The 16,208-nt window shown below is 72.4% G+C and carries 16 protein-coding genes; 5 read left to right on the top strand and 11 right to left on the bottom strand.

The window, feature by feature from the left end:
* Positions 1-43 precede the first annotated feature (43 nt).
* The 4 genes from ABWK99_RS00905 to ABWK99_RS00890 form a co-directional block, all read right to left on the bottom strand.
* Complete coding sequence (locus ABWK99_RS00905; protein ID WP_372592825.1) at positions 44-1,234, bottom strand: MFS transporter; 1,191 nt, start codon at positions 1,232-1,234, stop codon at positions 44-46.
* 166 nt (positions 1,235-1,400) lie between these two features.
* Complete coding sequence (locus ABWK99_RS00900; protein WP_372592803.1) at positions 1,401-2,987, bottom strand: peptide chain release factor 3; 1,587 nt, start codon at positions 2,985-2,987, stop codon at positions 1,401-1,403.
* Positions 2,984-3,400, bottom strand: coding sequence for a MerR family transcriptional regulator (locus tag ABWK99_RS00895; RefSeq protein ID WP_372592802.1), 417 nt, complete (start codon positions 3,398-3,400; stop codon positions 2,984-2,986). Before ABWK99_RS00895 ends, ABWK99_RS00900 begins: the two co-directional genes overlap by 4 nt.
* 99 nt (positions 3,401-3,499) lie before the next feature.
* Positions 3,500-4,747, bottom strand: coding sequence for an MFS transporter (locus ABWK99_RS00890; protein ID WP_372592801.1), 1,248 nt, complete (start codon positions 4,745-4,747; stop codon positions 3,500-3,502).
* Positions 4,748-4,785: 38 nt separating this feature from the next.
* On the opposite strand from ABWK99_RS00890, the gene ABWK99_RS00885 reads away from it, so the two are divergent.
* From ABWK99_RS00885 to ABWK99_RS00875, 3 genes are all read left to right on the top strand, one after another.
* Complete coding sequence (locus ABWK99_RS00885) at positions 4,786-5,373, top strand: sugar O-acetyltransferase (protein ID WP_372592800.1); 588 nt, start codon at positions 4,786-4,788, stop codon at positions 5,371-5,373.
* A complete protein-coding gene (locus ABWK99_RS00880) occupies positions 5,370-5,942 on the top strand; it encodes a TetR/AcrR family transcriptional regulator (protein ID WP_372592799.1) in 573 nt (190 codons plus the stop codon). Before ABWK99_RS00885 ends, ABWK99_RS00880 begins: the two co-directional genes overlap by 4 nt.
* Positions 5,943-6,047: 105 nt before the next feature.
* Positions 6,048-6,785, top strand: coding sequence for a lysostaphin resistance A-like protein (locus ABWK99_RS00875; RefSeq protein ID WP_372592798.1), 738 nt, complete (start codon positions 6,048-6,050; stop codon positions 6,783-6,785).
* A gap of 10 nt (positions 6,786-6,795) precedes the next feature.
* Here the strand turns inward: ABWK99_RS00875 and ABWK99_RS00870 are convergent, their stop codons facing one another.
* Positions 6,796-7,476, bottom strand: coding sequence for an ABC transporter ATP-binding protein (locus tag ABWK99_RS00870; protein WP_372592797.1), 681 nt, complete (start codon positions 7,474-7,476; stop codon positions 6,796-6,798).
* Positions 7,473-8,531 carry an ABC transporter permease gene (locus ABWK99_RS00865; protein ID WP_372592796.1) on the bottom strand — a complete coding sequence of 353 codons (1,059 nt, stop codon included), beginning with the start codon at positions 8,529-8,531 and terminating at the stop codon, positions 7,473-7,475. The genes ABWK99_RS00870 and ABWK99_RS00865 overlap by 4 nt, the downstream gene beginning before the upstream one ends.
* 167 nt (positions 8,532-8,698) lie before the next feature.
* Between ABWK99_RS00865 and ABWK99_RS00860 the strand changes: the two genes are divergently transcribed.
* Both ABWK99_RS00860 and ABWK99_RS00855 read left to right on the top strand, forming a co-directional pair.
* Positions 8,699-9,913: a sensor histidine kinase gene (locus ABWK99_RS00860; protein ID WP_372592795.1), complete on the top strand. Its 1,215-nt coding sequence runs from the start codon at positions 8,699-8,701 to the stop codon at positions 9,911-9,913.
* Complete coding sequence (locus ABWK99_RS00855; RefSeq protein WP_372592794.1) at positions 9,910-10,530, top strand: response regulator; 621 nt, start codon at positions 9,910-9,912, stop codon at positions 10,528-10,530. The genes ABWK99_RS00860 and ABWK99_RS00855 overlap by 4 nt, the downstream gene beginning before the upstream one ends.
* Before the next feature lie 64 nt (positions 10,531-10,594).
* On the opposite strand, the gene ABWK99_RS00850 is transcribed toward ABWK99_RS00855, so the two are convergent.
* The 5 genes from ABWK99_RS00850 to ABWK99_RS00830 form a co-directional block, all read right to left on the bottom strand.
* Positions 10,595-12,226 (bottom strand): diguanylate cyclase, encoded by a 1,632-nt coding sequence (locus tag ABWK99_RS00850; protein WP_372592793.1) that lies wholly within the window; start codon positions 12,224-12,226, stop codon positions 10,595-10,597.
* Positions 12,227-12,293: 67 nt separating this feature from the next.
* Positions 12,294-13,292, bottom strand: a complete 999-nt coding sequence (locus tag ABWK99_RS00845; RefSeq protein ID WP_372592792.1) for an acetylxylan esterase — start codon at positions 13,290-13,292, stop codon at positions 12,294-12,296.
* A gap of 99 nt (positions 13,293-13,391) precedes the next feature.
* Positions 13,392-14,567, bottom strand: a complete 1,176-nt coding sequence (locus ABWK99_RS00840; protein ID WP_372592791.1) for a 4Fe-4S dicluster domain-containing protein — start codon at positions 14,565-14,567, stop codon at positions 13,392-13,394.
* A 1-nt stretch (position 14,568) separates the two neighbouring features.
* Positions 14,569-14,823 carry a hypothetical protein gene (locus ABWK99_RS00835; protein WP_372592790.1) on the bottom strand — a complete coding sequence of 85 codons (255 nt, stop codon included), beginning with the start codon at positions 14,821-14,823 and terminating at the stop codon, positions 14,569-14,571.
* Positions 14,820-16,208 (bottom strand): CoB--CoM heterodisulfide reductase iron-sulfur subunit A family protein (locus tag ABWK99_RS00830; RefSeq protein WP_372592789.1); only part of this gene is annotated, 1,389 nt, incomplete at its 5' end. The genes ABWK99_RS00835 and ABWK99_RS00830, both read right to left, overlap by 4 nt.

Below are 16,208 nucleotides of genomic sequence, written 5' to 3'. Positions count from 1 at the left end.
GGTGCACCCCTGCTGAGTGACGATGTGGGTACTGCGGGGTCGTTCACGAGGACGGGGCGGCCGGGTCGCTGCGGGCGAGGTCCGGGACGGTGCGTGGCCGGCGGTCGATCCGGCCCAGGGCGGGCTCCTTCGCCACCAGAGCCCAGACGATCACGAGCAGGGGTGCGACGGCACAGGCGAGGAGAGCAGGCGAGTACGAGCCTGCACGGTCGAACACGGCGGCGAACAGCACCGGACCGCATGCGGTACCCGCAACACTGATCGAGGCGACCAGGCCCCGGATCGAGCCGATGTGCAGAGTACCGAAGTACCGGGGAAGCGCAGCCGTCTCGACGGCGCGGATCACGCTCCCGGCCGCTCCGAGCATCGCGCCGAAGGCGAGAGCCGAGACCCCGGGGCTGACGGTCGTCCCCCACCAGAGCCCGAGGCTGAGGATCGCCATCGAGGAGACGATCATCCACCGGCCCGCGAACCGGTCCATCAGGAACCCGGCCGCCAGAGTGGCGATCAGCCCGGCGATGGTCTGCGGCAGGAAGTTCGCCGCGGCCTGCGCCGGGCTCAGGCCGCGAGCGGTGAGCAGGCTGATCTGGTGGAAGGCCACGGCCGTGGTGAGCATCCCGGTCAGGGCGACCGCCGTGCAGATCAACCAGAAGTACGGGTGCAGCAGGGCCTCGGCGCGACTGACCCCTTCCGGACGGCTCGGCACCTGCGCGCGCTCGGCGATCGCCACCGGACCGTCGGGCCGTTGCCCGAGATCGGCGGGCCGGTCCCGCATGGCCAGGAGCGCCAGCGGGATGACGAGGAGCCAGATGACGATGCCCTCGACCCGCCAGACCGCGCGCCAGCCGAGGTCGGCCAGGAGCGGTTCGAGTGCCAGCGGGGTCAGCGAGATCCCGACGGCACCGAACGCGCTGACCAGACCGGCGGCCATCCCTCGGCGCCGGTGGAACCACAGGGCCACCGCCGTGCTGGCCGTCAGGCTCAGCGCTCCCTGGCCGGCCATCCGGAGGCCGACGAAGCCGATGGTCAGCCCGACCAGACCGGTGACGAAGGACAGCGCGATCAGCACGGCTCCGAAGACAGCACCCACAGCGGCCATGGTCCGGCGCACGCCGAAGCGGTCGAGGGCACGGCCGATCCACGGCAGCGCCACGGCCCCGCCGAGGGTCCCGATCAGGTAGGCGGCGGAGACGGAGGACCGGGTCAGGCCCAGATCGCGGATGAGCGGGTCGATGAACAGCGAGACCCCGACGGTCTGGCCGGGACCGGTGGCCGCCAGCGCGATGCTGGAGTAGACGACGACGTGCCAGCCGTAGAAGCCGGACGGGGACAGCGCGGTGCGCCGGAGGGCGCCAGGTGAGGTCAGGTGGATGTGGTGGCTCCCGTCGGGAGGGGCAGGGTCACGGGAGTCCGGCCGGTGGGGGTGCGAGCACGAGGTCCGGGTTCTCCCGTTGCAGCGACCTCAGCCGCCAGGCATCCCGGACCAGGGCCAGCAGGGCGCCGTCGGTTCGTCGCGCGAGCTCGACCCCCTGGCGCCCGGCGAGAAGCCGGGCGTCGACGTCGCTCGCGAGCCGGGCGAGGGTGTACTCCAGGTGCTCGGTGCGCATCGGCGCCTTGAACTCGTGCTCCATGCGGAAGGCCGCGACCTCGAACTGCAGCGGGCCGACCGCGGCGAGGATGGGCGCACCGTCACCGCGGGCCTCGGAGATGAGCACCTGGACGACGCCCTCCTGCTCCAGCTGAGCGATCCCCCTGCGGAACTGCTTGGAACGTCCGGGGTCGGCGACGCGCGCCGTGAGGAAGTGCTCCGGCGCGAAGACGGGCATCGGAGGGAAGGTCACGGCGGGACCGGGAGCGGCGTAGAGCGTGTCGCCGACGGCCAGCTTGTTGGCGTTGACCAGACCGACGATGTCACCGGGGTACGCGGTCTCGATGACCTCCCGCTCCCGGCCGAAGACCGACAGGGCGTACTTCGTGGCGAAGGGCCGGCCGGAGTTCGCGTGGGTCACGATCATGCCCCGCTCGAACTCCCCCGAGCAGACCCGGACGAAGGCGAGGTGATCGCGATGATGGGCGTCCATGCCCGCCTGCATCTTGAAGACGAAGCCGCTGAACGGCGCGTCGACCGGGCGCTCGTTCCCGTCCGTGCCGATCCGGGCGGACGGTGGCGGCGCGAGCTCGGCGATGACGTCCAGGAGCTGGCGCACCCCGATGTTCGACAGCGCGGCGCCGAAGAGCAGGGGGGTCGTGGCACCGGCGCGGAAGGACTCGACGTCGAGCGGCTCGAGCAGGGCGAGGGAGTCGAGGGCCTCGTCGACCGGTGCACCGAGAGACGCCCGCGCGGCGGGGAGCCCGAGGTGCTCCTCCTGCGCGAGCGACGCACCTCCCGGGGCCTTCGCGTAGAGCGTCACGGCCTGCGTGCGGGCGTCCACCAGGCCACGGAAGTGGCCGGCCTCGCCGATCGGCCAGGTCACCGGCGTGGCCCGGAGGTTGATCCGTTCCTCGAGCTCGTCGCACAGGGCCAGCGCCTCGCGTCCCGGCCGGTCCCACTTGTTGACGAAGGTGATGACCGGGACACCGCGGCGTCGGCACACCTCGAAGAGCTTGAGGGTCTGCGGCTCGAGGCCCTTGGCCGCGTCCAGGAGCATCACCGCTGCGTCCACGGCGGTCAGCACCCGGAAGGTGTCCTCGGAGAAGTCGGCGTGACCGGGGGTGTCGAGAAGGTTGATGACGACGTCCTCGAAGGCGAACTGGAGCGCTGCGGAGGTGATCGAGATCCCGCGCTTCTGCTCCATCTCCAGCCAGTCCGAGACCACCCCTGCACGCCCGTGCTTGCCGTGCACGGCGCCGGCCTCGCTGATCACGTGGGCGTGCAGCGCCAAGGCCTCCGTGAGGGTGGACTTGCCCGCATCGGGATGGGAGATCACCGCGATGCTGCGCCGACGGGCGCTCTGCGCGACGACCCCGGTCTGCGTCGGGGCGCTCATCGGGGCTGGACCGTCGCGCGCTTCTGCCGCCGGATCTCCCGGCGCAGGCTCTGCGCGAAGCCCTCCGCGGACTCGAGCTGGGCCCGCAGGCTCCCGCACCGCTCCTCGGCCGCGGCCCGGAACATGTCCACCCGCTTCAGCAGCTCCTCGCGGTCCGCCGGAGCGGTCGTGTCGGACTCGAGCGCGTCGAGGGCGGTGAGGAGGTCACGCATCTCCTCGAGGCTGAAGTCGAGCGGCTTCATCCGCTTGACGAGCTCGAGCCGGGCGACGTCGACCTCGCCGTACAGCCGGAACCCGCCCTGTGATCGGGTCGCCGGCGTGACGAGCCCGACCTCCTCGTAGTAGCGGATCGTGCGCAGCGACAGACCGGTGCGCTCCGCCACCTCGCCGATCTGGTGGTGGCTGAGACTCATGATGCCTTCCGTTGGACCGGCGACGAGTCTACCGCTACGGAAGAGGCGGGCAGCCCGAGGGCACCCGAGAGGCACGACGTGAGGCGATCCGTCCTTCCGTCACGTCAGGGTCGCGGCGGCCGCGGGCGACGAGACGGACGGCCGGGCGCGCCCGGCGAGCACCCCGGCCAGGAGCACGACAGCGAGCCCCGCGACCGGCACGACGAGAAGTCCGGCACGCAGGCTCGTCGCGTCGGCGATCGCGCCGACGACGGGCGGGGACAGCAGGAAGCCGAGCCGCATGAGCCACGACAGCACCGTGAGCCCCGTCCCTGGCCGCAGGCCGGGGATCTCGTCGGCCGCGTGCATCGCGGCGGGGACCAGCGTCGCGATGCCGAGACCGGCCGCCGCGAGGCCCACCATCGTGCCGGGGATCGTGGGGACGGCCAGCGCCGAGCCCATCCCGACCGCGACGAGCACACCGCCCGCCCGGGCGACGGCGCGCTGGCCGAAGCGGTCGACGAGCCGGTCCCCCAGGAGGCGACCGACGAACTGGGCGCCGACCACGGCGATGAAGCCGAAGGACGCCACGGCGGCCGCGGCGCCGAGGGAGTCGGACAGGTAGAGCGTCGCCCAGGAGCTTCCCGCGTCCTCGACGACCGACCCGGCGCTCGCGATGAGCACGAGCGCTCCGATCAGGACGATCGTCGACGCCCCGACCCGGATCCGTCGACCGGGCGCGTGGCCGTCGGTGCCGCGGTGACCGGGAGCGGTCTGATCGGTCTCCGCACCCGGCAGGCAGAAGCGCGACGCGGCGAGGGCGACGAGCGAGAGCACCACGGTGGAGATCGCGAGGTGGGTCCCGCGCGGGAGGTCCAGCGCGATCGCACCGGCCGCCATGGCTCCACCCGTCACCGCTCCGACGGACCAGACCGCGTGGAAGGAGTTGAGGATCGACCGGCGGTACCGGCGCTGGACCCGCAGCCCGTGCGCGTTCTGCGCCACGTCGGTGATCGCGTCCATCGCGCCGGCCACCAGGAGCGCCGCTGCGAACCCGGGCGCCGACGGGAGGATCGCGGCCACGAGCAGCGCGACCGCTGCGCACCAGGTCCCGCCCACGGCCACGCGCGCCGAGCCGAACCTGCGGATCAGCGCGCTCGCACCGAGCCCCGCGACGATCGCCCCGGTCGGGAACGCCGCGACCGAGAGACCGTAGAGCGCGTTGCTCAGTCCGAGATCTGCCTTGATCTCCGGGTACCGCGGGACGAGGTTCGCGAAGAGCGCGCCGTTGGTGAAGAACAGGACCGCGACAGCGACCCGGGCGCGCCGGTCGGAGCGCGGCACCGCCGAGGCCGAGGGGGTGGGCATGCGTACGAGTGTACACAGTGCAGTGTACGCTCGTACGCATGACCGACGACGCCGCTCCCGAGCCCAGGACCCAGCGCGAACGGATGCTCGCGGGAGAGCTGTACCTCGCGGACGACCCGGAGCTCGCGATGCTCGCCCGGCGGGCCGTACGGCTCGCCGACGCCCACCACCGCGCCAGCGTGTCCGGCGACGAGGACGAGGCGCGGGAGGTCCTCAGCGAGCTGCTCGGCCACCTCGGCGACGGCGCCGTGGTCAGGGCGCCGATCCTCGTGGACTACGGGGAGAACATCCGGATCGGGGCCCGCACCTTCGTCAACTACCACCTCACCGCGCTCGACGTCGCGGCGATCACGATCGGCGAGGACTGCCAGATCGGCCCGAACGTGCAGCTGCTCACCCCCACGCACCCGATCGACCCGCGACTGCGCCGGGAGAAGTACGAGGCCGCCCTGCCGATCGTCCTGGGCGACAACGTGTGGCTGGGTGGGGGCGTCATCGTCTGCCCTGGCGTGACGATCGGGGACAACACGGTGGTCGGCGCGGGGTCGGTGGTCACCCGGGACCTCCCGCCGGATGTCGTGGCCGTGGGCAACCCCGCCCGGGTCCTGCGGGAGATCACCCCGTGACCTCCGGACGGGTGCGCCGGTTCGACCCCGAGCGCCGGGACCGGATCATCGACTCCTGCCTGCGCGTGATCGCCGAGCAGGGCGTGGCCGGTGCCTCCCACCGCACGATCGCCGCGGCCGCCGACGTCCCGCTGGGCTCGATGACCTACCACTTCAGCGGGATGGACGAGCTGCTGCACGAGGCCTTCGAACGGTTCACGACGTCCGTCAGCGACCGGTTCGAGGAACGGATGGCGCAGGCGGGATCCGCCGACGAGGCACGCGAGGCGGTGGTGCGGACCATCCTGGACGCCGCCGACCCGCGCGAGACGGTGCTGTCCCACGAGCTCTACACCCTCGCAGCGCGCGAGCCGTCCTTCCGCGACCTCACGCACGGCTGGATGGCGCGCTCGCGGCGTGGCCTGGAACGGCACTTCGACCCGGAGACCGCACGGCTGCTCGACGCCCTCATCGAGGGCCTTCAGATCCACCGCGCCCTGGACACCCAGGAGCGCGACCCGAGCGACGCCCGGATCGCCGTCGCCCGCCTCACCCACGCGGCGACCGGACCGACGCCGGCCGCGGGGTGACCGTTCCATGACCTGCACGGGACCGTCACATCCTTCCCGGGACGGCAGAGCGCTCCGATGGCAGACTCTCCTGATGCCCCCTCACGAGAGCCGGACCACCCACGGATGACGATCGCAGCCCCGGAGATGCCGAGGACCATCCCTGCCCGTTCCGCCCTGCTCGCGACAGGCGCCGTCCTGGCGGCGATGGCGTCGGTCAACCTCGCGAGGCACGTGTGGAGCGACGCCACATGGCTCGGCCCGGTGGCCGCGCTCGTCCTCCTCGCCTTCGCGCGCTGGAGCGGCCTGACCTGGGCGCAGCTCGGCCTGCACCGTGATCGGCTCCGGTCGGGGGCCCGGTGGGGCTTCGGCGCCGCCGCTCTCGTCGCCCTGGTCTACCTGGCAGGCGTGCTCCTTCCGCTGACCCGGCCGGCCTTCCTCGACGCCAGGTACCACCTCGGGGTGAGCGGCGCGCTCCTGACCGCCTTCGTGGTGATCCCCCTCGGCACCGTCGTCTTCGAGGAGATCGCCTTCCGCTCCGTGCTCTGGGGGATGCTCGCACGGCATGCCACGACGATGCGCGTGCTGCTGATCTCCTCCGCCCTGTTCGGGCTCTGGCACATCCTGCCCTCGCTCAACATCGCCACGGCCAACGCCGGGATCGGCGACCTCGTGGGCGGGACGGGATCTGCGGCGCAGGTGATCGTCATCGCGGCGATCGTCGTGTTCACCGCCGGCGGCGGGATCGTCGCCGGTGAGCTCCGTCGCCGCAGCGGGAGCGTGCTGGCCAGCGCGGGGATGCACTGGGCGACGAACAGCCTCGGCGTGCTCTTCGGTCTCGTCGCCTGGCGGATGGTCGCCTGAGGCGAGCGGCTCAGCTCCCGACGAGCGCGCCGTCGACCATGCGGACCGATCCGTGCACCCGCGGCAGGTGCACCAGGTCGTGCGTGACCAGGAGGGTTGCCGTGTCGCGCTCCTCGGTCAGGCGGACCACCAGGTCGATGACGGCCGCTCCCCTCTCCTGATCCAGCGCGCTGGTCGGCTCGTCGACCAGCAGGACGGTCGGCGCGTTCATCAGCGCCCTGGCGATGTTGACCCGCTGCCGCTCTCCCCCGGACAGCTCGTGCGGCCGCTTGTCGCGGCGCGCGTCGAGGCCCACCGCCGAGAGCAGCTCGTCGGCGCGCCGGGCCACGGCCGGCCTGCGCGCGCGGGCACCGCGAGTGCCGAGCTCGTTCATCACCGTCAGCTGTTCGTGAGCCGTCAGCGACGGGAGCAGGTTCGCCTGCTGGAAGACCACGCCGATCTTCTCGCGCCTGAGCTCGGCGGCGTCGGCCGGGGACAGACCGGCGGCGTCCTCCCCGTCGACGAGGACACGCCCCGAGTCGGGTCGGATGAGCGTGGCCGCGAGGGCGAGCAGGCTCGACTTGCCCGAGCCGCTCGGACCGGTGAGCGCCGTGACCGTCCCTGGGCGGGCCGTGAGGGAGACCGCGTCGACGGCGACCAGTCGGGAGTCCCCGTCGGGGTAGGTCAGCGTCGCGGCGTCGAGCTGCATCATCGGTGGCTCCCCAGGGCGGTCAACGGATCGGCGACGGTGACGGAACGGAGCGCGAACGCGGCACCGGCGAGACCGACGACGATCATCAGCACCGCCGGTGCCACCGTGGTCAGCGGGTGGAAGAGGAACGGGAGTGCCGTTCCCGCCAGCAGCCCTGACCCGATCGCCACGGCCGTTCCGGTGCCGACACCCGCGAGCAGGACGACGAGCGACTGACCGAGCGCGTCGGTCACCAAGGACCGGGTGGAGGCACCCAACGCCTTGAGGACTGCGACGTCACCCGCGCGCTGCATGGTCCACACGGTGAAGAAGGCACCGACGACGAGCGCGGAGATGCCGAAGAGCAACGCGACCATGAGCAGCAACGACCCGATCTCCGATCGGAAGGCCTCCACGGCCAGCAGGGCCGTCAGCCGCGGCTCCGCGAGCGTCCCGGCCGACCGGTCCACGAGGGCCCAGTCCGGTGACCCCGTCACGGCGATCACGGTGGCGACCTGCCCGGGCGAGCCCATCGCGGTCGACATGCGCTGCCAGTCCGCGAGGGTCACCTGGACCACCGGCGTGTGCGCGTACCACCCCTCCCCGCCGACGGCCGTGACCGTGTACGGGCTGCCGACCAGGGTGACCGTGTCGCCCACGACGGCACCGAGCTCCTGCGCCGCGTCGTCCGACAGGCTCATGGTGCCGTCCGCGCCCGGGGTGAGCAGGTCGAGACCGGCCGGAGCGCCCAGGACTGCCACGGCCGCCCCGGCGGCCCCGTGCTCGGCGCGCACCTGGGTCAGCCCGAGCGGCCATGCCTCGTCGACCCCGGCGGCACCGGCCCAGGTGGCGATCTGCTCCGCCGTCACGGTCGAGTCCGAGAAGCTCGCCTCCGGGCCCGGGGAGAAGACGATCCGGTCCGCCGGAAGCGCCAGCACGGCCGACACGTTCTGCGCGGCAAGCCCGCCGGTCAGTCCCGCCAGGAACCCGACGAGCAAGGTGATGAGCGCGACGACGGAGCCGATGAGCACGAATCGGCCCCGTGCGAAGCGCAGGTCCCGCCAGGCGACGAACACCCGGTCCTCCTCCCTCAGCCGTGGTCGATCCTCCGGTGCCCAGCCTCGCCGGGCGGCGCGCGCGGCACATCACCACGAGGACGGCTCCTGCCGGGTCGGACGGCGCATGTCATGGTCGAACTTTCGATGGATGGGTTCCTGACGAGGCCCGCGTAGGCTCGGCCGCCATGACGACCACCACCCTCCGGCCCGTCTTCGTGGGCCTGCGCGCGGGACTCGTGGTGCTCGTCGTCGCGTTGATCACCGTCGTCGTCGCCCGCACGCTCCTGGACCGGGACCCGCTGACCGCACCGATCCTCGCGCTGACGGCCCTGGTCGCCCTGGCGATCGGGGTGACGGCCCCTCGGGGCGGGCCGGCCGGGCCCGGCGACCTCCGGCGGGGTCGGATCGGGCTGGCGTTCCTGACCGTCGTGCTCGTGTGCCTCGTGTGGCTGCGCCCGGAGGCCGCCTACCTGGTCTTCCCGACCTCGTTCCTGTACGTGCACCTCCTCCCCGGCCATCGGGGCACCCTCGCCGTCCTGGCCGCGACCGGTGCCGCGGTCCTCGCCCTCGGCGCGCACGAGGGATGGCGGGTCGCGGGGGTCGTGGGTCCGGTGATCGGCGCGGGCGTGGTCGTCCTGCTCGGCCGGGCCTACCAGGCGCTGGCCCGCGAGGTCGAGGAGCGCGAGGCCCTCGTGGTCCGGCTCCTGGCCACGCAGGAACGGCTCGCGGCGACCGAGCGTGCGGCAGGGGCACTGTCCGAGCGGGCCGCCCTGGCCCGCGAGCTCCACGACACCGTCGCCCAAGGGCTCGCGAGCATCCAGCTGCTCCTGCACGCCGCAGAGCGAGCCGATCCGGCCGGCCCCGGGGTGCAGCACGTCCAGCTCGCCCGCCGGACGGCCGCGGCGAACCTGGACGAGACGCGCCGCTTCATCCGGGAGAGGACGCCCACCCTGGTGGGCGAGGACGGACTCGGGCCGGCCCTGCGCCGGCTCGCGGACACCCAGTGGAAGCACGAGGGTCTGACCGTGCGGGTGCGGGTCGCGGACGCCCTCCGCCTCCCGATGCCCGTCGGGACCGCGATCCTGCGCATCGCCCAGGGCGCGATGTCCAACACGATCCAGCACGCGGAGGCGAGCAACGTCACCCTCAGCGTCGTGCACGGCGACGGGACGGTGCGCCTCACCGTGAGCGACGACGGTCGCGGATTCGACGTCGAGGCCACCGAGGCCCGGCCCAGCAGCCAGGACTCCTTCGGGCTGCGGTCCACCAGGGAGCGGGTCGACGCCCTCGGCGGAGCCCTGGAGGTCGTCTCCGCTCCCGGCGAGGGGACGACGCTCGTCGTCGACCTGCCGATCGCTCTCGACCTGTCGGTCGAGACCCCCGCGGTGGTCGGTCGATGATCACCGTCGTCCTGGCCGACGACCACCCCGTGGTGCGGGCGGGTCTGCGTGCTCTGCTCGAGCAGGAGCCCGACCTGAGGATCCTCGCCGAGGCGTCGACCCCGCAGGAGGCCACTCACCTCGCCGAGACCACGGCGCCCGACCTCGTGCTCATGGACCTGCAGTTCGGCGGGACGCTCACCGGCGTCGACGCGACCCGCTCGATCCGCGCCCTGCCCGATCCCCCACCCGTGCTCATCCTGACGAACTACGACACGGACGCGGACATCCTCGGCGCGGTGGAGGCCGGCGCCTGCGGGTACCTGCTCAAGGATGCGCCTCCCGTCGAGCTCCTTGCCGCGGTACGCGCCGCGGCCGCCGGTGAGAGCGCCCTCGCGCCGGGTATCACCACACGACTCCTGGACCGGCTGCGGTCCCCTGCCGCGAGCCTGAGCGCTCGCGAGATCGAGGTCGTGACGCTCGTGTCGCACGGTTCGTCGAACGGGGAGATCGCCGCAGGGCTGCGGATCTCCGAGGCGACCGTGAAGTCCCACCTCGTGCACGTGTTCACGAAGCTCGGTGTCACCTCCCGCACGGCGGCCGTGGCGGCGGCGCGCCGTCAGGGCATCGTGCGCTGAGACCCGTCGTCCGTCGGGCCGGTCGGCGCGTGAGCCCCGCCACGAGCGGCGGTCAGCCTCTCGGTCACCCCTCGAGACCCGCGGCCACGGCCACCCGGTCCCGTCCCCCGCGCTTGGCCTCTGCCAGCGCGCGGTCCGCCGAGGCGAGCGCCCGCCGAGGAGCCGCAGCATGGCCGATCCCGACCGAGACGGTGATCCGGAGCCCTGGTGCCACGGCCTCCCAGTCCTCCTCGGCCACGGCGACCCTCAGTCGTTCCGCCAGCGCCACAGCGGCCTCGCCGGTGAGCGTGCTGAGCACGACGAACTCGTCGCCGCCGTAGCGCGTGACCACGTCCGTCCCGCGGCAGCGTGCGTCGATGATGCGCGCGACCCTGCGGAGGGCCTCGTCGCCGACCTCGTGGGAGAAGGCGTCGTTCACTTCCTTGAACTGGTCGAGGTCGACGAAGAGCGCCGTGACCTGGAGGTCGTGCGGGGCGTCGAGGGACTCGACGAGCATGCGTCGGTTGCCCAGACCCGTCAGCGGGTCCTCGAGCACCGCCACTCCCATCCGGTCCGTCTCCTCGACCAGTCGGCGCACCGCGTGGCGGTCCTGGAGCGCCATGAACCGGCCCTCCCGCTCGATCCAGGCGCGGCGTAGCGCGCCCGTCGCCATGCCCTGCCACAGGTCCACGGCCCGATGGTGCCCGTGGGCGTCGGACTCGACCGCCGCGAGCTCCTGCGAGGCCGCGATCGTCCACGCCGTCCGGCCCGTCGACTCCGCCTGGTCGAGACCCTCGGACAGCAGGGCACGCGCACGGTCGAGGTCCCCGTCCGCACGGGCGCCCTCGGCACGGAGCAGGCGGAGCAGGAAGGACTCGAAGACCTCCGGACGGTGCTCGAAGCCGCCGGCGGCCTCCTCGGCACGCATCCTGGCGAGCCCGAGCTCGCCGAGCCCCGCGCTCGCCCACGCTCCGAGGACCCGCGCGCGAGCGATCGAGGTGGGGTTGCCTGCCGCACGCGCCTGCTCCTCGACCAGCAGGGCTCGGCTCGCGGTCCGGCTCAGCTGCTCGCCGGCACCCTCCCGGTCGCCGATCGCGAGGAGCGCCATCGCCCAGCTCGCGGAGGTCACCGCGCGTTCGCCCGCCACGAGCATCCGGAGGGTCGGGTCCGGCCCCATCTCGATCTCCGCGAGCCGTTGGTCGGCCTGCTCGTAGAGGTCGACGGTCCGCAGGGCGAGGGCCACGGCCATCCGGGCTGAGGTGTGCCCGTAGGAGACGCCGGTGACCTGACCTGCCCTCCAGTCCGCCTCGGCGATCGAGGCGACGGCATGTCCCGGCCTGCCGAGCCGGTAGTGGACCTCGGCGAGGATGGCGAGGGTCTTCGCCGGCCAGACGGTCTCGTCGGGGTCGAGCAGGTCGAGCAGTCGCTCGAGGCACGACTGGGCAGCAGGCAGGGCACCGAGCTCGAGGTGACCGATCGCCTCGATGTACCAGAGGTACCGGGTGGTCAGCTCGTCACCCGCGGCCTCCGTGAGCCGCCTCCACCGACGGCAGACCACCACCGCCCGCTCCGAGTTCCCCTCGACGTAGCACTCGTGGGCCAGGTCGGACAGGACGTCGAAGACACCGAACTCGCCCACCGCGACGACCTCGGTACCCACGCGCTCCCCCGATTCCTCCGCCGGCTCACCGACACTATCGGCGCAGCTGCCGATCATCGAAGGGATCCGCTGGTCGGATCGTCGATCGCGACGGATCTCGTCGTCCCGCCGAGCACCGCAGCCCTCAGTCGTCCTGGGCATGGCCCAGGACCGTCCGGAGCCAGTGCAGCTGCCTCGCCTCGTGGTGCGCCTGCCCGCCCTCGTGCCCGTTGTAGGGGTAGACCTCGATCTCCGCCGTGCCGCCATAGGCGTGGAAGGCGGCGTACACCGTGGACGGCGGGCAGATGGGGTCCATGAGACCCACCGAGAAGAGCGCAGGCACGTGGGCACGCGCGCCCAGGTGCACACCGTCGACGTAGGACAGGGTCCGGAAGACCTGCTCGACGTGGCCCCGATGAACCGCGAGGTACCTCGCGACCTCCGCGTACGGGTCGCTGTCCGCGAGGTCCACCGCTCGTCGCACATGGCACAGGAACGGGACGTCGGGCATCGCGGCGACGAGCCCGTCGGCAAGACCCGCGGCGGCGAGCGTCAGAGCTCCGCCCTGGCTGACCCCCGTCACGGTCACGAGGTCCGCGTCCGCCCCCGGAAGGACACGGACGGCATCGACCGCGCGCACGGCATCGGTGATCAGGCGCCGGTAGTAGTACGTGTCGAAGTCGAGCACCCCGCGGGTCAGGAACCCGGGATGGCTCGGCGCCGCCGCCCCGGCCGAGCCTCCTGCGAGATCGGGGGTGCTCCCGCCGCCGCCCCAGGCCGAGCCCTGCCCGCGGGTGTCCATGCACAGGTACGCGAACCCCGCTGACGGCCAGAAGAGCCGCTCGTGCACCAGTCCGCGGCCACCGCCGTAGCCCAGGTACTCGACGATTGCAGGAAGGGGACGGCTCACCCCCGCCGGCCGCAGGTACCAGGCTCGGACCGGCTCACCACCGAACCCGGAGAAGGTCACGTCGAAGGCGTCGACCGTCACGAGCCCACCGTCGACCGGGACGACCCTCAGGTCGAGGTCATGCTCTCGCGCCTCGGCGAGGGTCCGCCCCCACCGCTGGTCGAGGTCGGCCGGCGGGCTGAGCTCTGGGCGGTACGTCTCGAGCTCGGCGGGAGCGAGGTCGGTGAGGGGCATGCCATGTCCTTCGACGGTGATCGGAACGGCGCCGGGCGTGCGGCGCGATCATCGTGCCATGATCAGCGGCGGCGTCGTGCGACGGGGCGCGCCGAGCGCTCAGGCCTCCTGCGGCCGCGGCTCCTTCGCCAGCGCGAGGAAGAAGAGCGCCACCGGCCGGTACATCGCATGAGCGAACTTGGTGAAGGGCAGCAGGAGCATCAGCTCCATCGCGACCGCCACGTGGAAGAGGAACACCCAGTAGCCCCAGGCCGGCGCACCGGACTGGTACAGGGCGATCTCGATGGCGAAGCCGGTGACCCCCGTGATCCACAGCAGTGCGAGCAGGAGCCAGTCCGATGCCGTGGAGGTCTGCGCCGACCTGGTGAGCCTCCGCGCACGGTTGATCATGAAGATCGTCACTCCGTAGACCAGGCTGATCCCGGCGATCGTGCCGAGGAGGCGCGAGGGGTACCAGATCGGGATCGCCGTGCCGGTCTCCTTGATGCCGAGGAGCGCGAGGCCCCAGTCCATCAGGGTCGCGGCGAACAGACCGAGGAATCCCCAGATGGTCAGGGCGTGGATCAGCCAGCGGCGCCGGTAGAGCGGTTCCGCCGGGGCGTCGTCCTTGCAGTCCTCGCGGAAGCGCCGCTGACCGAGCGACTCGACGCCGATGCTGCTCCATGCCGCCCGGGCCGTGCGGGCCAGTGCCGCGCGACCACCGATGACCGACCGGAGGCTCACGTGGTCACGGCGGGCGACATGCCTGGCCATCCGGACGACCCCGATCGCACCCGCGACGACGAGGGCGATCATCACACCGATCCCCGTCCAGTGGATCAGGTCCTCGGAGATGAACTCGAAGAGCGCCAGGGTGCTCCCGTCCTGCGGGCCGCTCGCCGCGTACATGAACAGGGCGAAGAAGGCGGCGATGCCGACTGCGAGAGCTGTCCCGACGACGGGGCGGGTGTACAGGATCCGGGCGAGACCTGTCGGGTCGTAGCTCGCGACGGCGTACCTGCGCGCGGCGGCCATGAACTCCCCCGGGTCGGCCTCCGTCGGGCAGCTGTCCGAGCAGAGCCCGCAGTGGTAGCAGGTCCACAGCTCCTTCGAGCCGAGCAGCTCGTCGGTGAGGCCGACCTGCGCGTAGCGGATCATCCGTCGGGGGAAGGTCGCGTCGTTGTCGGACAGCGGGCACAAGGCCGTGCAGTTGCCGCAGCTGAAGCAGGCGTTGACGTCGGCCGCGCCGAACTTCTGCAGGTCACCGAGCAGGTCGGTGTCGACGATGGTGGTCATCTCACGCCCCCTTCGTCGTGAGGGCGTAGGGGAAGTAGCCCTCGTCGTCCTCGTCCGGCAGCTCGACCAGGTGGCCGTACCGGCGCATGCCCATCACCCAGTACACGACCTCCTCCGCGGGGTGCCCGATCCGTTCGGCGAGCGCTGGCACCGTCAGCGGGCCCTGCGCCAGCGCCGCCGTGATCACGGGATGCATCGCCATCTCCTCGCGGATGACCTCCCGCGGGGACCGCAGGGGATGTGTCGTCACGCTCATGCCACCGGCTCCTTCGTGCGCAGGCCCTCGATCGCCGCCCGCATCTGGGCGTCGGTGTAGCCGAGCAGGTCGATCGCGTCCTCCGGACAGGTGGGGACGCAGCCCCCGCAGCCCTTGCAGTTGGCCGCGCTCACCGTCGCGACCGTCCCCGTCTCGCAGACGAAGCTGCCGATCGCGTCGTACGGGCAGGAGGTCAGGCAGGCGTCGCAGCCCGTGCAGGCCGCCTCGTCGACCCGCGCCACGAGCGGGTCGAGCTCGGCGAAGCCCTTGAGCAGGATCCCCGCGCTCTGGGTGACGGCAGCAAGGCCTCCGCTGACCGCCTCGCCTGCCGTCTTCGGTCCCTGGCAGGCGCCGGCGATCATCACGCCGTCGACGACGGTCTCCACCGGCCGGAGCTTGGGATGGATCTCGTTGTAGAACCCGTCGTCGCCGACCGGCAGCTTCAGCAGCGTGGACAGCTCGGCGTTCGGGGCGGGGACCATCCCGGTGACCAGCACCACGAGGTCGACGGGGACCGTGAGCGGCTCGCTCGAGGTGAGGGCGTCGACCAGGGTCACCGCGAGCCGCTTGTCCGCCATCTGCTCCACGGCCGGGGGCTGGTCGTCGGGGAAGCGCATGTACACCGAGCCCCGCTCGCGCGACTCGGTGTAGAGCAGCTCGAACCTGCCGTACGCCCGCACGTCCCGGTGCAGGTGGAACTGCCGGATCGACGGGTCGAGCCGGGCGACCTTGAGCGAGGCGTGGACCGCTGCCGTGCAGCAGAACTTCGAGCAGTAGGTGTTGCCCTCGGCCTGCCGGTTGCCCACGCAGTAGACGTACGCGATCGAGCGCACCGGGCGACCGTCGTGGGTCAGGCGCCCTCCGACGGCCGCATCGGCCATCGCCGAGAACTCGGCGATCGTCAGCACGCCGTCGATCCCGTACCCGAGCTCGCCGATCTCCGGGGTGTAGACCTCCGCGCCGGTGGCGATGATGAAGGTGCCGACCTCGACCTGGCGCAGCTCCTCCGTCGTCTGCGTCCGGAGCCGGACCTTCGCCGTGTAGTTGCCGAACGAGCCGGTCTTGCCGACCAGCTCGGCACTGGTGAGCACGGTGATCGTCGGGCGGGCCTCGATCTGCGCCAGCAGCTCGGCGATCTGCTCCCGTCCGCTGCGGTCGTGCGGGAACATCGGACCGAGCCGGGCGAGCCGACCACCGAGCTCGGCCTCGCGCTCCACGACCGTCACCGCGATGCCGATGTCCGCCAGGCCGATCGCGGCGCGCAGGCCGGCGACCCCGCCACCGACGACCATCGTGGCCGGGACGGTCTCGATCCGGAGCGGCTCGAGGGGGGTCGAGAGCCGGGTCTTGGCGACCCCGGCCTGCACGAGTCCGATCGCCTTCGC

This window comes from Actinotalea sp. (genome assembly GCF_041597215.1).
Lineage (GTDB): Bacteria > Actinomycetota > Actinomycetes > Actinomycetales > Cellulomonadaceae > Actinotalea.
This window is presented reverse-complemented; position numbering and strand designations above follow the sequence as displayed.